This window comes from Ornithinibacillus proteolyticus, from assembly GCF_039581225.1.
GTDB classification, from domain to species: Bacteria; Bacillota; Bacilli; order Bacillales; family Amphibacillaceae; genus Ornithinibacillus; species Ornithinibacillus massiliensis.
The window spans coordinates 1-19,907 of sequence record NZ_JBCPXV010000014.1; the positions used below are offsets into that span (position 1 = coordinate 1).

The following is a 19,907-nucleotide window of genomic DNA, read 5'->3' on the forward strand; positions in this document are numbered from 1 at the left end:
TGGTGTCCTTTTTGTTTACTTTAATATCAGAAAATTGCGTGCAAAAAATAATAAGCATGGTCCTTACCGTTAAAACGTTGGTAAGGACCATGCTTATATTAATTTACTGGGGTTTTGTCCCAGCCTCCATTACCTATCAAAAACCACTCTCGTACTGGCAATCATATCATGTAATCCTTGTTTCTCTTCGGTAAACCCAACAATAATATAGAGAACCATTAGGATGGAAAACACACGATAAATAAATCGTCCAATGACCTCCCTGAAAAAGACGTCGCTCCATTTGAGAGATTGTTCATCCTCACGAATTACTCTAATTCCTAAGATCATCTTTCCTAATGTTTGCCCAAAAAATTTCGTCATGAAAAGAAAATAGGCAAAGTAGACAATTGACGCGATTACCCCTGTTACAGTCCATAATCCAATGCTAATGGCAATTCCATCATTCACAAATTTAAAGGGAGACAGCAAAATACCATTCAAACTGGAGATAACCACTATATCTAAGACATATGCCCAAAATCGCATCCAAAAGCCGGCAAAACGTTGCTCCGAACTGGATGCAGCATGTTGATAACTTAAACTTGCTTCGCTCATCGTTGGCCCTCCTTAATTTGAGTATAGGTACATTGCTCTTGGTGTATTTGATTCTTGGACTATCTGTAGCATATTAACCAATTCCTGATCTTTACCAAATAAGCTTTGAACAGACATTCCTAAAAATTGCTCAAAACCAACAGCATTATTATATCGAACCACTTTTGCATTCGTTAGCCCTAGATCTTCCTTCATGATTTCAATTGTATCCTCTAATGTTCCAAGCTCATCAACTAATCCATTTTCTTTTGCCTGGCTACCAGTGTATACCCGACCATCACCAAGCTCCCGAACTTGATTTTCTGACATATCCCTACCATCCACAATCACCTGAACAAAGTCGGCATACATATCATCAATCATTGCCTGCAATAGTTCTCTTTCATCATCCGTCATTTCACGGAAAGTAGACATGATATCCTTGTACTCACCACTTTTAATAGTATTAAATTCAATGCCAAGTTTATCTGTTAATCCAGACAGATCATAGCCTTGCATAATGACACCAATTGAACCAGTCAAAGTCGCTGGATGAGCAAAGATTTTATCTGCAGGGGCTGAAATGTAATAGCCACCAGATGCAGCCGTATTACCCATTGATACATATACAGGCTTTTCCGTTTCTTCTTGGACCTCTACGATTTTATCATGTATTTCCGCGCTCTCTACGACTCCACCACCAGGTGTATTGACTCGAAGAATGATACCATCGACACTTGGGTCACTGCCAGCCTCTTCAATCATCTCTAAAAATTTTCGATGGTTATAGGATGTAGTATTTAAAAGCGTACTTGGTGTTGTATCTTGAATCACACCATCCAGCTGTAATACTACAATTTTTCCATTTGTTCCTGTTTCCACTACCTCTTCTTTAAATTTACTTTCTGGAAAAGCAAACAACTGTTCAAAATTTGTACTTGCAACACTTGTTACGAGCTGAAACCCTGTGGAAAGGATAAATAATACTACTGCCACAAGTAGCGCAAACCAGCGTTTCTTATTCATGAAAAAACCTCCTGTTATTACCAAATTATGTTTAACAAAAGAATACACTATTTGAGTTTGGATATCTAATTATTGTGCAATGAATAAGGTTAAAATTTCACTTAATAAAAAGAAGATACAGCGACTGTTTAGCTGTATCTCCCCTAGTAGTTGATCTAAAAATATAAGGTAGTAGGTTTTTTCTTTTGTGTCCGTTTCACTTTCGGTGGGTAATATCCTCGCTCAAAAATTCTACCCTTTGTAATCTGACATTGCTTCAAAAAGGCATCAATCGAATCGGATTCTACGGATTCCATTGCTTTTTGCATTACCTTTGCCGCAACACGTGCATCCTCTAATGCATTATGGTGATTTAAAGCGAAGCCATGATGAGCTGCCAGTGTGTTTAACTTATGATTTTCTAGCTCTGGCCAGACGTGCTTGGCAATGTTGGCTGTACAAAGATAATCTAATTCCGGATATGTCATGCTGCCTCTATCCAATGATTGACGAATGACACTCATATCAAAGCTTGCATTATGCGCGACAACCAGATTACCTGATAAGTAGGTTTCTAATGTTGGCCAAATCTCAGAGAACGTCCTAGCATCCAATACATCTTCTTCTACAATACCGTGTACACGTACATTAAATGGATTAAAATAAGTTTCCGGATTGATTAAACTATAATATTCATCTAGTATTTCCTTCTCATCGGCAATCACAATCCCGACGGCACAAGGACTATGACGCTTTTCATTCGCTGTCTCAAAATCGATCGAAACAAAATTCATATTAGACATTCCTTTATTTATAACGTTACACCTATCATAACATGGCAAGCATCTTACTGTAATATAAAATGATAAGCACTATCCCTTATAACAATCCTACCATTTTCAACCCATGTAGAATTCCATCTTCATCAACAGACTTGGTCACAAATTTAGCAGCGTTCTTGGCTTCTTCCACTCCATTTCCCATCGCGACACTATTAGGAATTTTGGTAAGCATTTCTACATCATTTAACCCATCACCAAATGCATATCTGTTTTCCTCAGGAATATGTAATTTCTCCATTACTTTTTCAATTCCATATGCTTTCGATCCACCTTTCGGCAATATATCGGTACTTAAGCGATGCCAGCGGACAAAGTCAAACTCTGGGAATGCATCTATGTACTGCTGCTCTTCCTCTTCCACACAAAATAAAAGCGACTGGAAAATAGCATTATCCTCATAGTAATGTGGATTATAGCTAGGCAAGCCAATTTTTAATTCACTAATACTTTCCGTTATATGTGGATGTTCTGATACATTAGCATTCATACCGTCAGGATCCATAAAGAGAACTGGATGCCCATTAGCTAAAGCTTGATCGGTCAGGTTCTTTAATGTGGGCATCTGTAAAGAGTTCGTGTAGACTTCCTCTTCTTCAACTACGACATATTGCCCGTTATAGCTAACATACGTGTTGATCCCTAATTCTTTCAATAGATTTTTAAACATAAATGGTCCACGCCCTGTTGCAATGGCGACAATATGCCCTTTTCTTTGTAACTCCTGAATTGCTTCCTTCGTCGAACGTGGTAATTTCTTCTCGTGATCTAATAATGTACCGTCTATATCAAAAAATACAATACTTTGTTGGGACATGGTGATAGATCTCCTTTTAAGTGAATTTTATTCTACTTTCATTCTAACCATTGAAAGGCTTTACAAGTCAACAAATATAGAGAAGCTTGTGGGTTTGGTAATTTTGTGTGGGGGGGGGGCGCGGTTTCCGGGGGCTTTTGCGCGACTTCTTGGAGTTTTGTGCGCGGCTTCTGGGTTCTCGCGCGATTTTTTGGGATTCCCACGCGATTTCTTGGCATTCTCGCGCGAATTTCGGGGATTCCCGCGCGATTCTGGGTTTCCGCGCGACCTCTCGGGATTTTCGCGCGACTTCTTGGGTTTTTCGCGCGACCTCTTGGGATTTTCGCGCGACCTCTTGGGTTTTTCGCGCGACCTCTGGGTTCTCGCGCGATTTCTCGACTTCCCCGCGCGAATTTCAGGGATTCCCGCGCGAACTCCGGAATTCCCGCGCGATTTCTCACCTTCCTCGCGCGACTTCCAAACATTCCCGCGCGAACTCCGCACCCACTCCCCAACAACCAACACTCCCTCATTCACCTCTAAAACAAATTAATCCCACTTCTTCATCCGCTCGATCACATGCTTTTTAAATTTTGTTACGAGTGTCTTTTTTCCTTCTGATGATTTCTGCTTTTGCCATTCATTGTAGCTAGCTATCGTTATTAAAATTGATCCAGCGATTAATAGATAACCCCACCATGGTAGGTTACCCCAGTATGGTCTTGTTTGCATTAGCACGTTGAATAAGAGTACGCCTGCGCCTACAAAGAAAAAGGACTTTATTTGATAGATCATACCTGCAATGAGTGATGCCAAGGATAGTGCCCCGATGATTAAGGCATCATATATTGTGTTGCTCGCTAAGCCGTCCTGTACTAGTAAAAGTGCTACGATGACTAGTACGGCCCACTGAATATAGTTCGCTACTTCTTTCTTTTCCTTCAGGACGGATTTTCTTAGAACAATAACGACTAAGATCCAAGGTAGTACATAGCATTCTCTTTCGAATAATGGCGCGATTTCTATGTGACCTAGCAGTGCATAATATGGTTGTAGTGCAAAGACAAAAGCAGCAAATGTGATCCATGTTGCAGAAATGTCTGCCACACGGTTTCGATTAAGTAGTAATCCAGTGACGATTAAGACACCTGGAAGAAGCTTGAAAGCTAACTGATCCGTGAAAATGCTGAACTGATATACATTAAGGCATGCAAGAAATCCTATGAACGTATACCAATCTAGTTTAAATTGTTTTGTCTCTAATTGATAAAGCGTTGGATAGATTATCCGGCCGACTATTAATCCCACCACAGCAAATGAAGCATAAATGTATGGCTTATATGCTAGCATCTCGGGTGTATTTCCGAAATTTATCGTCCCTACGTATAGCAATAATAATGGGAGAATGGTTAATATATCCCATTTCATACGGTGTAACACGTACATGACAAGTGCTCCAAATAAGAGGGTTATTCCAAACGAGATAGCATCATGGGAATAGCTCATCACAAAGCCGAAGATACCGATACTAGAGAACGGAATAAAATAATAGGCAATTCGTTTTTTCCATTCGCTATCTCCAATCATCCAACCTACAAACAACAACAGACTAACGATGAAATACGTGTAAATATAGTCAAGATTCCAGTCCCATTTGGAAAGGGCTAATGGAAGGGAAATCCAGAATGTCGTCCAGCCTGCATAGAAAAATGTTTTCCGTTGCCATTCCTTCTTAACCAATGTAACGGTAATCCCATAGATAGCCGTTGCTAGTAGAAATGCCCATAATGCATCTGCTCCATTAATAATGCTCGTAAGAATTAACGCTAATGGCAAGTAAATTTGCCCCACCCAGTGAAAAGCTCGTTGCATTAGGAAATCCTTTTTACCGCTAACGAATCCAACACCTAGTAGCAATATCGTTCCTAATATCCATTCGAACCATTCGAACACTTCTGGAATTGTGGCTATCCTCTCATGAATAATATGCAGAAGATGGAAATAGAAAAATAGAGAAAAGCTGGCAAGGACATAGGGAATAGCAGTCCAGCTTGTTTTCCGGTATAGCAAATAAGCCATTGCTATTCCACCCAATGTAATCAACGCACTAGTCACTGGCTCCAGTGTTAAGCTCCCTAGCATACCAATTCCATAGAACAATTGGGCAAGATAAAAACTACTCTCTGCGAACTTCTTCTGATTCATCGTTTTCCAACTATAGCTACCGGCTAAAACGACTATACTACCGAGTACGATTCCCATAGTTAGAAAAGCATCCTCAAGGTATGGTGCATCTTGTCGTGCAACATGACTATATAAAACGGTAACGGCTAATCCTAATGCTACCCCATGCAACCATGGTGCCATCTGTAGCAAATGCGTACGTGTTTCATACGTATTCATGACAATCGCCAATCCAGCAAGGAAGAATAGCATAATACTTAGCTCAAGGCTTTCGAACATAACAAAGCTTGCGAATAAACAAAAAATCATCGCAATACTACTCACATCACGCGTACTATTCTTCATTGGCTGCCAAAGTGATATGTTTATGAGACAACCACCTAGCATATAAAAAAGATAGGCCAATATAAATCCAGGAAGAATAATAGATTCATAACCAATCCACTCTTGACCTAGTAAAGTAAGCTGATACAAAGCACTTACTAAGAAAATAGGACTTAAATAATGGAATAGCTTATTCGTAACAAGTGAAGCAAGGTAAGCAAAATGAAGTGCCATAATAACATAGGCAAGAAATAAAACAAGTGAGCCCTCGCCTGCTCTTATCATTAGCCCTTCAAAGGTAATATATATAAATGCTAGAACTGAGACGACCGCACTCGTAACTTGAAATATTTTCTGTAAAGATCCTGCATCCTTCATCAGCTTTGGTAAAACGATGAAAAATACCCCTAACAATGCATAAGCTATCTCGCCAACACCTGCCAATATTGAGTTTTCCACTAGCTGGTAGCCACCATAAACGACCATAGCTGTAAACACGAAATGATAGGATTGGTGCTTGGTAACAAATATCATCGAAAAGTAGATAACTGCAGTTACTAATAAATTAAAGCTATACATCCATGCTTGATCATAGAACATGAGCATGAATAAGGTAGATAGGATGAGATTTGCTTGTATAAATGGAATGAATTCCGTAATAAAAGGCTTTAATCGCTTCTTCTCCTTTAGCAACCGATAACCGATGATTAAAGCAGCATTGTATACCATGATCCCTAGATAAAAAACATCTACCGGTACGTATAACGCTGCTAGCAAAAGACCGACGAACACACTAATTGCTATATACGAAAACCAGACAAAAAGACGGGATGATTGCGTAAAAGCAAAGTAAGTATATATAGGGAGAATGAATAAAGTTCCGATTGCCCCCAATAAAAATTTCCCCTCTCCAGAAAAGGAGAAATAACTTCCAAATAGCTCAAAATAGCCGACAGATACAACGATAATTGGTAAAAACAAGCTACCTAACACAAGAAATGCAAATGCTGTTTTCGTTATTTGGAGAATTCTGCTAGTTAAGCCTGCCAATCCATAAAACAAAATAGCAACCGTTGAGATTAGTCCTGTTTTCGCCCAAGCACCAAGTGTATCCCATGTACTCGTCGCAAGAACTAATCCCCCTAAAAGTAATAGGATTACACCGAGATTCAAGCCCCAGGTAATATTCCGATCCCTCACCTGTTTTTCTGATAACGTCTTCTTCTCTTTCGTAATCGGCTTCGATTGAACGGCTTCGTTTTTCGGCGCTAAGCTTGTAGGTTGAGGGGTGATGGTGACTGTTGGTTCTTTCTTTGGCTGTCCCTGCTTTACCGTTTCCTGCCTGATTTGGTTCACTCGTGATATAGTTTGATAATATTTTGTATGTGCCTGGACAATTTTGGCTGCGACATTCATATTGATGTATCGCGCCTTCACTAATTGATGAAGTTCCTCGCGAACGATTTCTCTCTTTTCATCCGGACTAAGTTGTGTCATAGAACACCCACCTTTTGGTTTCGATATACTCATCATACCAATAACGACTAATGGAATCATTATAATTTTTTAATATATAGAAAATTATAGCTTGACATACTCTTTGGAGCGATGTAGAGTGAATAGTAACAATTAAATGACCGATTCTTATCCAGAGAGGTGGAGGGACTGGCCCTTTGAAGCCTCGGCAGCGGACTCATTTTGAGTACTGTGCCAATTCCAGTAGCATTTGCTAGAAGATAAGAAGAGCACCTAACCTAAATTTGTTTAGCCTCTTCTTATTTATGAGAAGAGGTTTTTTGATTGTTTACTAAATAAATGAGGTGAGGAAATGACAAACGAAATCCGGAACAACACGAATGACGTATTAAAAGCAATGGAACAATTAAAGGAAAAAGAGTGGGTGGACCTAACGCATGCCTTTGGTCCCGATTCACCACACTTTTCTGCATTTGAAGCAGCGGAATTTAAAACCTTATTTACCCATGATGATGGTTTCTTTGCGCAAAGCTTTACCTTCCCCGGGCAATATGGTACACACCTGGATGCACCAATCCATTTTGTACGGGATAGAAGATATCTAGCGGATTTAGACTTAAAAGAGCTTGTGTTACCTCTTGTAGTCATTGATAAATCAAAGGAAGCAGCTACGGATAACGACTTTACGCTATCTACAAGCGACATTCTAGCTTTTGAAGCAGAGCATGGTCTAATTGAAGCAGGAAGCTTTGTCGCGCTGAGAACCGATTGGAGTAAACGTTGGCCTGATCACGCTTTATTCGAAAATAAAGATGAAGATGGCAATGCCCATGCACCAGGTTGGGGACTAAATGCCCTGAAATTCCTATTTGAAGAACGTCAAATCAAAGCTATCGGCCATGAAACGTTTGATACAGATTCTGCGGTCGATTACCGAAAAAATGGAGCACTAGTAGGCGAATATTATGTGCTGGACCAGGATACTTACCAAATAGAGCTGCTTACTAATCTAGATAAGGTACCTGCTAAGGGCGCCGTTATCTTTAACATCGTTCCAAAAGCAAAAGGAGCATCCGGATTCCCCGTACGATCTTTTGCGTTATTACCATAGAAAATTTAAAGTAATAAAACTAGAAGCAAATCCCACTATAATCAAAAAGAAAGAAGGAATTAACATGACTACGAAAACATTTCAAGCGCCATTTCGAGCTGACCATGTAGGGAGCTTACTACGCCCGGAAAATCTATTAAAAGCAAGAGAAGACTATAAGAATGGCAATATTTCCAAAGCAGAACTAAGAGAAGTAGAGAATAAGGAACTACAGCGTATCGTGGATAAACAAATTGAAGTCGGGCTGGAGCTAGTGACCGATGGAGAATTTCGTCGCTCATGGTGGCATATTGATTTTCTTGAAAATCTAAATGGATTTGAAGGCTATGTGCCGGAAAGAGGCATTAAGTTTCAAGGCGTGGAAACAGAACCATATGATGTTCGCAATATCGGCAAGATCTCCTTTAATGAGGATCATCCATTCCTTGAAGACTTTAAATTATTTAATGAAATAGTAGCTGGACGTGCCGTTGCCAAGCAAACCATTCCTAGTCCTAACCAATTATTCCATCGTGGTATTCGAAACACGGCGGTTTATCCTACTGTCGAGGAATATGCGAAGGATGTTATCCAAGCCTACCGGGATGCGTTAAAGGCCTTTTACGATATCGGTGTCCGATATATACAATTAGACGATGTTTATATTACTGGTCTGAATGCAGATAGTCTAGTAGCATATGAGCCTGAACTCTCCCGTGAGGAATTAATTGAGCTATCCCTTCATGTCGTCAACAGTGTATTAGAGGATAAACCAGATGATTTATATGTTACCACCCATCTCTGTCGGGGAAACTATGAATCTAGATGGGCATTTGAAGGTAGCTATGCACAGATTGCACCAACATTATTTGCAAAAGAAAAGGTGAATGGATTTTTCCTAGAGTATGATGACGAGCGGTCTGGTGATTTCAAGCCATTAAATTACATCCCTAAAGGTGGCGCATGTGTTGTATTAGGTCTTGTTACTTCAAAGTTTGGTGAATTGGAAGATAAAGAAGAAATTAAGCGTCGTATTCAAGAAGCCAGTCGCTATGTGCCGCTGGATCAGCTTGCATTAAGTCCACAGTGTGGCTTTTCTTCTACTCATCATGGAAATAAGTTAACGGAAGAACAGCAATGGGCGAAATTGAAGTTTATTGTGGATATTACGAAAGAGGTATGGGGATAAAATAGGGGGACTCTCCCCCCTATTTATTCTTCTGCATAAACTCCAATACTTGCTCACTTGTCGGCATACCAGCTTGTGCTCCTATTTTTGTAACGGATAATCCGGCAGCCGCATTGGCAAATTGGATAGCTGCTTCTCGGGTTGCTCCCCCGCCGATTAGAACGGCAAGTGCACCATTAAAGGTATCCCCTGCTCCAGTTGTATCCTGTACGGAAACCGAATAGGCCGGCACTAGTATTTCTTCCTTCTGATCAACATATAGCGTTCCCTCTGAACCTTTCGTGATGATGAGCTTGTCCTGAAGTCCTTCAGGTGAAATCTCGGAGAACATCTCCTTTGCTTCCCCTTCATTCGGTGTAATAAAAGTAGCCGCTTGATATACTTCTTCCGGCAGCTGTTGATAAGGAGCTGGATTGACAATAACCGGAACTTCGAATCGGTGTGCTAAGCTTGTAACATAAAAAATGGTTTCTATTGGAATTTCTAACTGTAGCAGTACCACATCACTATTCTTAATTTGTTCCTCATATTTCGCTACCATATCTTTGGTTACATGTGAATTTGCTCCTGGTGCCACGATAATCCGATTATCTTGCTCTGCTAATATAATTGTTGCTGTACCGGTAGCAATTCCTTCTTTTATCTCAACACCTGTTGTATCAATTCCTTCTCTCTGCAGATTCTCTCGTAAGCTTTTTCCAAAGGTGTCATCTCCCACCGCTCCAATTAATTGCACGGTAGCGCCTAGTCTTGCAGCTGCGACTGCCTGATTGGCTCCCTTACCACCAGGGTAGGTGGCAAAGTTTTTCCCCATTACGGTTTCTCCCTTTTCTGGTACTCGATCAGTGGTAACCGTTAGATCCATATTAATGCTTCCCACTACTGTAACGATTGTTGATTTATTCATGGTAATCCCCCTTGATTTGTTGAAATAAATAAAAAACTATAAAATATTTTCTAGAACTTTGGTAAAATGTAAGAAAATGAATTAGATATTTTTTCAGGAGGCGCCTCTATGTGGTTTTGGATTATTTTGATTATCGTGCTATTAATTGTACTTGAAGAGGGCTTATATTTTCTTTCTAATCGCCTTGCCTTTACTAAACAACCGAAGGAACAATTAAATGATAACCCAGAAGAGAACGTAACAGCAAGAATCCGCCGACGTTTTAGAAGAAAGCATTAGGTTCATCCTGATGTTTTTTTAGCAAATAGGAAAGCATACGAAAGGAGTAGTTTATGTTAAACGATTATCAACTAATGCGCATCCCCGGTCCAACCCCAATCCCACCAAGTGTTCAACGAGCTATGACAAAACCGATGATCGGCCATCGTGACCAAGAGACAAAAGATTTACTGAAGCATATCAAGCCGAAATTAAGGAAGTTATTTGGTACTAAGGAAGACGTAGCTATCGTTGCTGGTTCTGGTACATCAGGTATGGAAGCTGCAGTCGTTAATACCGTAACTCCTGGTGATGAAGTCCTTGTCGTGGTTACTGGGGCTTTCGGTGACCGCTTTGTCAAAATTTGTGAAGCTTATAACCTGCACGTACATAGGTTGGATTACCCTTGGGGAGTGGCGCTTCACCCTGAAGAGATTCAAGACTATCTACTGCACCACCCGTTTATTAAAGCTGTTTTTGCCACTCACTGTGAAACGTCTACAGGTGTTTTAAATCCTATCCAAGAACTCGCTGCTTCTATAAAGGAAGTCACAGATGCCCTATTCATTGTAGACGGTGTATCTAGTATTGGCGGAGTGGAAATGAACATGGACGAATGGCAAATCGATGTATGTGTAACAGGCTCCCAAAAAGCATTGATGCTCCCACCAGGACTCGTATTCATAGCAGCCAGTAAGAATGCTTGGAACAAGATCGAACATAATCAGCACCCACGCTTTTATCTAGACCTTAGAAAATACCGAGATAACCAGCAACTTGACTCCACACCATTCACACCCGCGATTTCCTTATTATATGGTCTAGAACAATCACTTCAATTACTTGAATCAGAAGGTCTTGCTAATGTTTGGAAAAGACATCAGCTCATGAAACAGATGACTCGAGCTGCTTTTGAAGCGCACGGAATTCCATTGTTGACTAATGATACAGATGCTTCCCCAACCGTAACAGCAATTCAGCCATTTAACTTTCACCCAGATAACGTAAGACAATTGGTCAAAAAGGAGTTCGGCCTTGTGCTTGCAGGTGGACAACAGCAGTTAAAAGGGAAGATTTTTCGCATTGGCCATATGGGCTACTGTACACCAGCAGATATTTTACAGACGATTAGCTGTATCGAATTAGGATTGGCTAAGCTTGGTATCCTATACAATGTCGGAATTGGAGTCAATGCCGCTCAACTTGTATACTTAAGAGGAGGAAGCCCATGAAGAAATATAATCTATTAATCTCTGATCCTTTAAGTGAAGATGGCATAAGACCACTCCAAGAAGCTTCCCATATTCATATGGTGATGAATCCAAACTGGAATACAGAACAGCTGCTAGAAAACATCGGCGCATTTGATGCCCTTATCGTTCGAAGCCAAACCCAAGTAACGAGGGAGTTAATGGAGCGTGCTAGCAATCTCAAAATTATCGGTCGTGCAGGTGTCGGTGTGGATAATATTGCGATGGAAGCCGCCACTGAACATGGCATTATAGTTGTCAATGCACCAAATGGCAATACGAATTCGGCTGCTGAGCATACGATGGCTATGTTAATGGCACTAGCACGAAAGATCCCCCAAGCCTACCTTGCTTTAAAACAGCAAAAGTGGGATCGTAAATCCTATATTGGCGTCGAGCTTAAAAATAAAACACTTGGCATTATTGGACTAGGACGCATTGGAGCAGAAGTTGCTTACCGTGCAAGAGGACAACGAATGAATGTTATCGCATATGACCCTTTTCTAACGAAAGAAAAAGCAGAGAAAATGGGGATTGAGTATGGCAGCCTCGATGATGTCCTACGAATTGCGGATTTCATTACTGTTCATACCCCATTATTAAAAGAGACTAGGCATCTACTAAATAAGGAAGCCTTTCACAAAATGAAACCTGGCGTGCAAATTATTAATTGTGCCCGTGGTGGGATTATTGATGAGGACGCATTATATGATGCGATAGTTTCCAAAAAAGTAGCAGGTGCTGCCTTAGACGTGCTGGAGGAAGAGCCCTTCTTGAACCATAAATTACTGGAGCTAAATGAGGTTATTGCTACACCACATCTTGGAGCAAGTACAATCGAAGCACAAGAAAATGTCGCCATCGATGTTAGTCAAGATATCTTACGGTACTTTAATGGCGACCCTGTCAGAAATCCTGTCAACATGCCATCCCTTGACAATGAGCTACTGCGAAAGGTGGAACCGTATTTTCCAATCTGTGAAAAGCTTGGAGAATTTCTTATTTATTTGACCGATGAAGTAGTCGAGGAAATAACTATTACCTATACCGGAGACCTTATAAAGCATGACCTCTCCCCACTAAGCAGGAAAGTCGTAAAAGGTATGCTGAAGCGCCATCTTGGAACCCATGTTAATGAAGTTAACGCCCTTTATCTCGCGAAGAAAAGAGGCATTGAAATTCACGAAAGTAAAACCTATACGAAAAAAGGATTTTCCAACTTGATTACGGTAAAGATGAAAACTAAAAACGGAACTCGCAGTGTCGCTGGAACTGTACTTAGTGGGTTAGGTCCGCGTATTGTTAAAGTCGATCATTACCGTGTCGATATCACCCCTTTAGGTCATATCATTGTTATCTACCATACGGACCAGCCTGGTGTCATTGGAAAGATGGGTAGCCTATTAGCCAAGCATGAGGTCAATATCGCTACTATGCAGGTGGATCGGTCTAATATAGGCGGGGATGCGATCATGATGCTAACAGTGGATAAACATGTCCATGATCAGGTGTTGCAAGAGCTCCTGCAGCTTCGGGAGATTCACCAAGTTAGAATAATCGATTTATAACGATATGTAAGCTTGGTTTAGACAAAATGATGTAAAAAGACAAAATAGTGTATAGATAACTGGGTGAGCCTCCTTTTTCCACTACATAGGCTCACCCATGTTTAATTTCTGCTAGATTCCGAGCAATATTTTAGATCTAGCAGCATGCTTGCCTCATCATACATCGGCACGAGCTTTTCCTTTGGATATGCTGTCCATAAGTGGAATAAGCTCTGTAAGATTCTTAATCTCATAGGTTGGTAGAATATCTGTCGCCTCCAGTCCGTTCCGGTTAATCCATACATTCCTCATTCCTACTCGATTTGCCCCTAGTATATCCGTGTTCAAATTATCCCCAACCATGATGGCATCATCACTTGTTATTCCAATACTTTCTAGTACATATGTAAAGATGGACGGATCTGGCTTGCCAATACCGAAGTCTCCTGAGATAAACACACGAGTAACGTATTGCTCTAATTGTGGTGATAACGCAAGCTTAGTTCGTTGTAGAGAAGGTGCACCGTTTGTTAGCATGTACAACTCGTAATTAGCTTTTAACGCTTCCAAGACCGCATAGGTATCCGCATAAACAAAGGGCACATTCTTCCGGTGCTCTGGGAAGGCCTTTGCTAATTCCCTTGCGAACTCCTCATCCTTTATACCAATAGACTGTAAAGCCTTTGTCCACACTTGAAACTGGTATTCGGGTGCGATATGATGTAAAGTTTGAAACTCTTCAAAGGGATCATCAAATGTTCCCCAAAGCCCCTCAAACGGATTAATTCCTATTTTTTTCGCGAAGGCATATGTCTCATATGCCTTGTAACGCTCCCGTGCAATGTCACGTACTTTCGCTTCCAATGCTTCCGGATTGATGTCGTATTTCTCGGCAGCTTGTTCACATGTTGCCCGCATCGCTTCCTGAATACTTCTTTTATCATCTAATAACGTATCATCCAAATCGAAAATAATCGCTTTTACCACTGGCACACCTACTCCTTTTCTTTTAAGTTTAACATAATGGGAAGAACGAGGGATTATGGGATCTGTTACCTTTTTTCCTCATCCTTTGTTAATAAGGGCATTGAGGCGTGGCGTCGGTTACCTTCTTACACTGTTTCTTTCAATTAAGGGAACTGATCCGCCTTCTCTGTTACCTTTTTAACTGTTTCTTCCGCATTTAGGGCACTGAGCGGATCCCTCTGTTACCTTTTTGGCTGCTCCTTCCGCATTTAGGTCACCGAGGAGCGCTCTCTGTTACCTTTTTCACTGCTTCCTCCGCATTTAGGTCACTGAGCGGATCCCTCTATTACCTTTTTTTGCTGCTTCTTACCCATTTAGGTCACTGAGCGGATCCCTCTGTTACCTTTTTCAGGGCTTCCTTCGCATTTAGGTCACTGAGGTAGGCTCTCAGTTACCTTTTTGGCTGTTTCTTCCATATTTAGGTCACTGAGAGATGCTCTCTGTTACCTTTTTCACTGCTTCCTCCACATTTCGGTCACTGAGGGACTCTCTCTGTTACCTTTTTGGCTGCTTCGTGTACTGATCCGTCTACTAAAAAACGCCAAGACAGGCTTTCTTGTCTTGACGTTATCTTTTATTGATAAATCTCGTAATTTCGCCCGGTTTGTGCGCCTTCCACACTTTTCCGGTAAAAAGTTGCAACTTTACTAGCTGGTACTGGTGTAAAGCCTACAAAGAATTTCTCTAGTCTCGAAAATGATTCTTCTACAATGGTTGGACTGACACTGTTGATGCGAATTCCTCTTGGCATTTCAATCGCTGCTGCTTTTACGAAGGCTTTTACTCCGCCATTAGCCATGGCAGCGGATGCTCCCATGCGAATCGGGTCATCCATCATTACACCTGTAGTTAATGTGAAGCTACCACCATCATTTACATAATCTAAACCTAGTAGGACTAAATTAATTTGCCCTTTTAATTTACTTTCTAACCCGCGTTCATTCAGCTCAGGAGTTAGCTCCGATACAGAAGCGAAATTGGCGCCTCCAGCGGCATTCACGACTGCATCGACTTTTCCGATTTTTTCATACATAGCTTTAATACTGTCTGGCGATGTATTATCCACTGATACATCTAACCCATTTCGTCCAGCACGAATTAGATCATGATGTTCTAACGCCTTACAAATCTCACTCCCAATTGTTCCACTGGCACCAACTACTAAAATCCTCATCGGCATATCCCCTTTTTGGACTTTAAAAATCTCCATACTTATTACTATGATGGACAGTTTGTAAACTATTCCACTCCATTTTCAACGATGGAAAATCGAACACGCTCACAGTCTATTTCTGCCATTGCACCATATGGTAAAATAAACCTTGGTTCTGTGTGACCGAAGCTAAGGTTATATAGTACAGGTAAATCCTCTCGATTATACTCCTTCAAGACCGTCTGGATTACTTCCTGATATTCGGTATAGAATCTTTCATCCTTGGGCTTTGCTATGATCATACCATTTATACTAGCTAAAATTCCTTGCGCCCCATAATTTCGAAGCCAGTAACGTAACAGGTTCGGATCAGGTTTTTCTTCTGAGGTTTCTAAGAATAGAATACTGTTGTCAAAATTGTCTAAGCCTGGCCAAATGCTCGTACCTTTCGCAAATTCCAATACTTCTACACATCCACCTATTAACCGGCCTTGAACGACTCCTTCTCCTTGTAAAACCTCATAGCCGGAATTCGGATGCATCTTCCGTTTCCTCTCGTTATGCCCTTCCTCCCAAGCAAGAAACTCACTCGTCCATTCCGGCGGAGGTAAAATCTCACCTATAGGCGCACTAGAAAATAATGTACGCTGTACCATTTCGATCGTATAAGAATGCATTTCTACATTTTCTGCAAAGTCTGTTAAAATAGCTGGTCCGTAGAATGAGGAAATTCCCGCTTTATAACAGAATAAATGAGTAATCGTTGAATCAGAATATCCCATGAAAATCTTCGGGTTCTGGCGAATTAGCTCAAAATCAATATAAGGTAATAACCGAATACTATCATCTCCACCAATATTCGAAATAATTCCTTTAATCTCTTTATGCTGAAATGCGGTCATCAAATCTTCTGCCCGTGCTTCTGGGTTTTCATAAATATATTGGCTTCCCTTTAAACTATTTGGCATCGGTACCACCTCAAGACCAAATATCTCCTCTAATCGTTTCACACCTTGCTCGTATCGCCAGGCTATAGCTTGGTCCCCGGCACCACCCCAGGATAAGCTCACGGTGGCGATTTTATCTCCTTTTTGTAGCTTTTTAGGTTTTATGACCATACTTCCACCTCCCTACTCTCTACTATTCGCCGTGAAGTAGCCATACTCCTTCTAAACAAACAAAAACCCCAGAGGATTCAATTCCCCTGGGGTAGAATTATTCACCTGCTTTAGCTCTTCCTGGGTGATGATACTTGATAAAGAAAGTTAGAACTAATCCTACTGCCGCTATAATTCCAGCTACAGAAAACGCCACATTAACCCCATGAATCACGCCATTGACCCCCTCTTCTGGGATGGCGCTACTTGTCATAATTGTAACAAGTAATGCGGTACCAATAGCACCTGCCATTTGACGAAGTGTATTATTCATTGCGGTACCATGTGGTAGCATTTCACTAGAAAGCTGGTTTAATCCTGCTGTTGTAACTGGCATCATCACCATCGCTATTCCAAGCATGCGAACCGCTTGAACGGATGCGATGTACGTGAAGGTTGTTTCTGAATTTAATACAGCTAGCATAAATGTGGTTACCGTAATGAGCAATAGACCGATTAAGGATAACCACTTTGCACCAAAACGGTCAAACAATCGTCCTGTAACAGGGTTCATTACCCCCATAATGAGGGCACCTGGTAAAATAGCCAATCCAGATTGCATAGGGGAGAATCCTAACATATCCTGCATTAATAATGGTAGAATAACGGCTCCACCGATCATGGCAAGAAATACGGTCATCCCAAGCACGGTTGTTAGAGTAAAGATTTTCTCTTTAAAAATCCGGAATTCTAAAATTGGCGTATCTAGCTTAAGCTGTCGTAAAATAAACCAAGTCAGGATAGCCGCGCCAAGAACTATCGATAACAATACTTCAGCGCTATGCCAACCACTCGAACCGGCAGTACTAAATCCGTATAATAAACCACCAAACCCGAGTGTTGATAATACGATTGATAAGATGTCGACCTTAGGAAATGTTTGCTTCGTCACACTCACTAGTACAAAATACGCTAACACAATATCAATAATCACAATAGGAAGTACAACATAAAATAAACTTCGCCAAGGGTAATGCTCAATTAAATATCCAGATAAAGTTGGTCCAATTGCCGGAGCAAAGGAAATGATTAACCCGAACAAGCCCATCGCTGAACCTCTTTTTTCAATAGGAAAAATGAGAAACATGATGGTTTGCATGAGTGGCATCATAATACCTGCCCCTGCTGCTTGAAGCACCCTTCCGACCAGTAATGTGAGGAACTCCGGCGCAATCGTACAAATTAACGTACCTAAAGCAAAGGAACCCATTGCTAAAAGAAATAAGGTTCTCGTTGAAAACCGAGCAATTAAAAACGCCGTAATGGGAATCATAATTCCATTCACCAATAAAAAAATGGACTGTAACCACTGAACGGTATTATCATCGATATTTAAATCCTCTTTGATGACAGGCAATGCTGTAACTAACAAGGTCTGATTTAAAATAGCAACAAATGTCCCTGTTAATAAAACAATTAGTAGTGGACCCTTTCGTATATTCTCTACCGAATCCACTTCATGGTGATGATGAACCATTTGGCAGCCTTCTTTCTCACTAATCTCTTATTATTGATACCACAAGTTCGGATTTTTATGTCCACTTCTCTCGTTAGATTTATTTCCATATCCTTCTACATGTTCGTAGCCATCATTATAACAAATAATACTTCTGGTTACGAATTAATTTTATTCAGAGAAGATTCCAATTATAATAAAAGAAAAAAAGAGGGGACTTTATTTAACAATGTGTCTAATCCTTTTCCAATTACAAGAACACCCAACCTATAAGCTAGTTCTAGCAGCAAACCGGGATGAGTCCTATGAGCGTCCTACGTTACCCGCACATTTTTGGGAAGACCAACCAGATGTTTTAGCCGGTAGAGATTTAGTACAGATGGGAACATGGCTCGGCATTTCTCGGAATGGTCGAATTGCAGCCCTTACTAATTATCGTGACCCGGCACATATGAATCCGGGAAAAACATCACGAGGTCATATCGTATCCAATTATTTAACAGGCGATGAATCCTCCCATGACTATATCCACCAACTACGTCATAAAAAGGAGGCTTTTGTTGGCTTTAATGTGCTTGTCGGAGATGGGGATCATCTAGCGTATTATAACAATATTGAAGATCAAATCACGTCACTTTCACCTGGTGTACATGGTTTAAGCAATCATTTTCTCAATACACCTTGGCCGAAAGTAGAAAATGGTAAGAAGCGATTACATCATTATTTGCAACAAACAGAAGTCGTGCAGACAAATGACTTATTTCAGATTCTTACTGATGCCGAAGAAGCAGAGGAATCCTTGCTTCCAGATACCGGTATTGGGCTGGAATTAGAGAAGAAGCTATCACCTATGTTTATTAACATGCCAGGATATGGTACGCGTTGTTCGACTGTGCTTACAATTGATTACGATAATCGGGTTTCCTTTTCAGAAAGAACATTTGAAGCGGGAGAATTTATAGATGAGGTTCATGTTCAATTTCAACTAAATAGCTAGAGAATTTCATTTTCTCGTTACCTTACACTCATTTCCGGAATAAGATACATTAAAGGCTTTATAATGGGTAGGTATAGCCAATGAATGACAACAATCAGGAATTATTTGGTACATGGATACAGGCGATAGGCACATTAATTGATGCAAGTAGTAGTACTCCCTACTATGAATTAAATGAAAAGTCCCAATCCGATCTCATTATCATTGGAAATGTCATGCAAGCAACCGGAAATGGCTTGATTATTGATACGGGAGAAGAATTTAGTATAGAACAGATTGGTGGAGTGATTGAATCCCTAGGGAACATAATCGTTGTTGCGGCAATTTTATTCGAATTAGATGATAAAGCAGAGATAGAATTGTCGATTAAGGGTCATCTACTTCAAGCTTTAGGAAGCCTTTTATCACCTTTTTATCTAACAGGGGATGACAAGGCATTCGATAAGGATGAAGTGCTTGTCAATTTTGATGCTATTCTCCAAGCAATCGGTAGTATCATGCAAGCCTGGGCCGGATTTCAAGCCCTTCATGCTAAAGAAGGTGAAAAGATTGATTCACTTGGCGGTTGGATACAAGCTAGTGGAGCAGTTCTTCAGGCTTTAGTCGTTAGTAAAAATCAATTTGAATTGGATAGCGAGAGAAAGTAATGCAAAAGCCCAGGACTTCACCCCGGGCTT

Annotated in this window: 17 protein-coding genes and 1 riboswitch; of the genes, 7 read left to right on the plus strand and 10 right to left on the minus strand. The window is 40.7% G+C overall.

Translation table 11 applies throughout. The features are described 5' to 3' along the window. Window positions 1–129 precede the first annotated feature (129 nt). The 5 genes from AAIB49_RS08530 to AAIB49_RS08550 form a co-directional block, all read right to left on the minus strand. A complete protein-coding gene (locus AAIB49_RS08530; protein WP_339216149.1) occupies window positions 130–597 on the minus strand; it encodes an RDD family protein in 468 nt (155 codons plus the stop codon). Between the two features lie 12 nt (window positions 598–609). Continuing rightward, complete coding sequence (sppA, locus tag AAIB49_RS08535; RefSeq protein WP_339216151.1) at window positions 610–1,602, minus strand: signal peptide peptidase SppA; 993 nt, start codon at window positions 1,600–1,602, stop codon at window positions 610–612. Window positions 1,603–1,757: 155 nt separating this feature from the next. After that, window positions 1,758–2,375, minus strand: coding sequence for a 3'-5' exonuclease (locus AAIB49_RS08540; protein WP_339216153.1), 618 nt, complete (start codon window positions 2,373–2,375; stop codon window positions 1,758–1,760). 85 nt (window positions 2,376–2,460) lie between these two features. Continuing rightward, window positions 2,461–3,237: a Cof-type HAD-IIB family hydrolase gene (locus tag AAIB49_RS08545; protein ID WP_343457810.1), complete on the minus strand. Its 777-nt coding sequence runs from the start codon at window positions 3,235–3,237 to the stop codon at window positions 2,461–2,463. 528 nt (window positions 3,238–3,765) lie between these two features. Next, window positions 3,766–7,221, minus strand: coding sequence for a hypothetical protein (locus tag AAIB49_RS08550; protein ID WP_343457811.1), 3,456 nt, complete (start codon window positions 7,219–7,221; stop codon window positions 3,766–3,768). A 144-nt stretch (window positions 7,222–7,365) separates the two neighbouring features. After that, a riboswitch (SAM riboswitch) is annotated at window positions 7,366–7,467 on the plus strand. An 85-nt stretch (window positions 7,468–7,552) separates the two neighbouring features. Here AAIB49_RS08550 and AAIB49_RS08555 point away from each other — a divergent pair. Together AAIB49_RS08555 and AAIB49_RS08560 are read left to right on the plus strand one after the other, a co-directional pair. After that, window positions 7,553–8,311, plus strand: a complete 759-nt coding sequence (locus tag AAIB49_RS08555; protein WP_343457812.1) for a cyclase family protein — start codon at window positions 7,553–7,555, stop codon at window positions 8,309–8,311. Window positions 8,312–8,375: 64 nt separating this feature from the next. Beyond that, on the plus strand, window positions 8,376–9,479 hold the full coding sequence (locus AAIB49_RS08560) for a 5-methyltetrahydropteroyltriglutamate--homocysteine S-methyltransferase (RefSeq protein ID WP_343457813.1): 1,104 nt from the start codon (window positions 8,376–8,378) through the stop codon (window positions 9,477–9,479). A gap of 19 nt (window positions 9,480–9,498) precedes the next feature. Here AAIB49_RS08560 and rbsK read toward each other — a convergent pair whose 3' ends face one another. After that, a complete protein-coding gene (gene rbsK / locus AAIB49_RS08565) occupies window positions 9,499–10,386 on the minus strand; it encodes a ribokinase (RefSeq protein WP_343457814.1) in 888 nt (295 codons plus the stop codon). 108 nt (window positions 10,387–10,494) lie between these two features. On the opposite strand from rbsK, the gene AAIB49_RS08570 reads away from it, so the two are divergent. From AAIB49_RS08570 to serA, 3 genes are read left to right on the plus strand one after another with little or no spacing between them, the layout of a single operon-like run. Next, the gene (locus tag AAIB49_RS08570) at window positions 10,495–10,665 is read left to right on the plus strand and encodes a hypothetical protein (protein WP_339216167.1); all 171 of its coding nucleotides are present in this window, start codon (window positions 10,495–10,497) and stop codon (window positions 10,663–10,665) included. A gap of 53 nt (window positions 10,666–10,718) precedes the next feature. After that, window positions 10,719–11,876 (plus strand): pyridoxal-phosphate-dependent aminotransferase family protein, encoded by a 1,158-nt coding sequence (locus AAIB49_RS08575; protein ID WP_343457815.1) that lies wholly within the window; start codon window positions 10,719–10,721, stop codon window positions 11,874–11,876. Continuing rightward, the gene (gene serA / locus AAIB49_RS08580; RefSeq protein ID WP_343457816.1) at window positions 11,873–13,462 is read left to right on the plus strand and encodes a phosphoglycerate dehydrogenase; all 1,590 of its coding nucleotides are present in this window, start codon (window positions 11,873–11,875) and stop codon (window positions 13,460–13,462) included. Before AAIB49_RS08575 ends, serA begins: the two co-directional genes overlap by 4 nt. A 156-nt stretch (window positions 13,463–13,618) precedes the next feature. On the opposite strand, the gene AAIB49_RS08585 is transcribed toward serA, so the two are convergent. The 4 genes from AAIB49_RS08585 to AAIB49_RS08600 all read right to left on the minus strand — a co-directional run bounded on the left by AAIB49_RS08585 (window position 13,619) and on the right by AAIB49_RS08600 (window position 18,254). Further along, window positions 13,619–14,428, minus strand: a complete 810-nt coding sequence (locus AAIB49_RS08585) for an HAD family hydrolase (RefSeq protein ID WP_343457817.1) — start codon at window positions 14,426–14,428, stop codon at window positions 13,619–13,621. Between the two features lie 613 nt (window positions 14,429–15,041). Then, window positions 15,042–15,641 carry a short chain dehydrogenase gene (locus tag AAIB49_RS08590; protein WP_343457818.1) on the minus strand — a complete coding sequence of 200 codons (600 nt, stop codon included), beginning with the start codon at window positions 15,639–15,641 and terminating at the stop codon, window positions 15,042–15,044. Between the two features lie 65 nt (window positions 15,642–15,706). Beyond that, entirely contained in the window at window positions 15,707–16,738 is a 1,032-nt protein-coding gene (locus AAIB49_RS08595; protein ID WP_343457819.1) for a S66 family peptidase, read from the minus strand. 97 nt (window positions 16,739–16,835) lie between these two features. Next, entirely contained in the window at window positions 16,836–18,254 is a 1,419-nt protein-coding gene (locus tag AAIB49_RS08600) for a DHA2 family efflux MFS transporter permease subunit (protein ID WP_343457820.1), read from the minus strand. A gap of 208 nt (window positions 18,255–18,462) precedes the next feature. Here AAIB49_RS08600 and AAIB49_RS08605 point away from each other — a divergent pair, with 208 nt between their 5' ends. Both AAIB49_RS08605 and AAIB49_RS08610 read left to right on the plus strand, forming a co-directional pair. Next, window positions 18,463–19,230 carry an NRDE family protein gene (locus tag AAIB49_RS08605; RefSeq protein ID WP_343457821.1) on the plus strand — a complete coding sequence of 256 codons (768 nt, stop codon included), beginning with the start codon at window positions 18,463–18,465 and terminating at the stop codon, window positions 19,228–19,230. 80 nt (window positions 19,231–19,310) lie between these two features. Continuing rightward, a complete protein-coding gene (locus AAIB49_RS08610) occupies window positions 19,311–19,877 on the plus strand; it encodes a DUF6944 family repetitive protein (protein WP_343457822.1) in 567 nt (188 codons plus the stop codon). Window positions 19,878–19,907: the final 30 nt, after the last annotated feature.

Excerpts from the sequence above, each read along its gene's own strand:
- AAIB49_RS08530 (WP_339216149.1), bottom strand. The coding sequence starts at position 597 with ATGAGCGAAGCAAGTTTAAGTTATCAACATGCTGCATCCAGTTCGGAG.
- sppA (WP_339216151.1), bottom strand. The coding sequence starts at position 1,602 with ATGAATAAGAAACGCTGGTTTGCGCTACTTGTGGCAGTAGTATTATTT.
- AAIB49_RS08540 (WP_339216153.1), bottom strand. The coding sequence starts at position 2,375 with ATGAATTTTGTTTCGATCGATTTTGAGACAGCGAATGAAAAGCGTCAT.
- AAIB49_RS08545 (WP_343457810.1), bottom strand. The coding sequence starts at position 3,237 with ATGTCCCAACAAAGTATTGTATTTTTTGATATAGACGGTACATTATTA.
- AAIB49_RS08550 (WP_343457811.1), bottom strand. The coding sequence starts at position 7,221 with ATGACACAACTTAGTCCGGATGAAAAGAGAGAAATCGTTCGCGAGGAA.
- AAIB49_RS08555 (WP_343457812.1), top strand. The coding sequence starts at position 7,553 with ATGACAAACGAAATCCGGAACAACACGAATGACGTATTAAAAGCAATG.
- AAIB49_RS08560 (WP_343457813.1), top strand. The coding sequence starts at position 8,376 with ATGACTACGAAAACATTTCAAGCGCCATTTCGAGCTGACCATGTAGGG.
- rbsK (WP_343457814.1), bottom strand. The coding sequence starts at position 10,386 with ATGAATAAATCAACAATCGTTACAGTAGTGGGAAGCATTAATATGGAT.
- AAIB49_RS08570 (WP_339216167.1), top strand. The coding sequence starts at position 10,495 with ATGTGGTTTTGGATTATTTTGATTATCGTGCTATTAATTGTACTTGAA.
- AAIB49_RS08575 (WP_343457815.1), top strand. The coding sequence starts at position 10,719 with ATGTTAAACGATTATCAACTAATGCGCATCCCCGGTCCAACCCCAATC.
- serA (WP_343457816.1), top strand. The coding sequence starts at position 11,873 with ATGAAGAAATATAATCTATTAATCTCTGATCCTTTAAGTGAAGATGGC.
- AAIB49_RS08590 (WP_343457818.1), bottom strand. The coding sequence starts at position 15,641 with ATGAGGATTTTAGTAGTTGGTGCCAGTGGAACAATTGGGAGTGAGATT.
- AAIB49_RS08595 (WP_343457819.1), bottom strand. The coding sequence starts at position 16,738 with ATGGTCATAAAACCTAAAAAGCTACAAAAAGGAGATAAAATCGCCACC.
- AAIB49_RS08600 (WP_343457820.1), bottom strand. The coding sequence starts at position 18,254 with ATGGTTCATCATCACCATGAAGTGGATTCGGTAGAGAATATACGAAAG.
- AAIB49_RS08605 (WP_343457821.1), top strand. The coding sequence starts at position 18,463 with ATGTGTCTAATCCTTTTCCAATTACAAGAACACCCAACCTATAAGCTA.
- AAIB49_RS08610 (WP_343457822.1), top strand. The coding sequence starts at position 19,311 with ATGAATGACAACAATCAGGAATTATTTGGTACATGGATACAGGCGATA.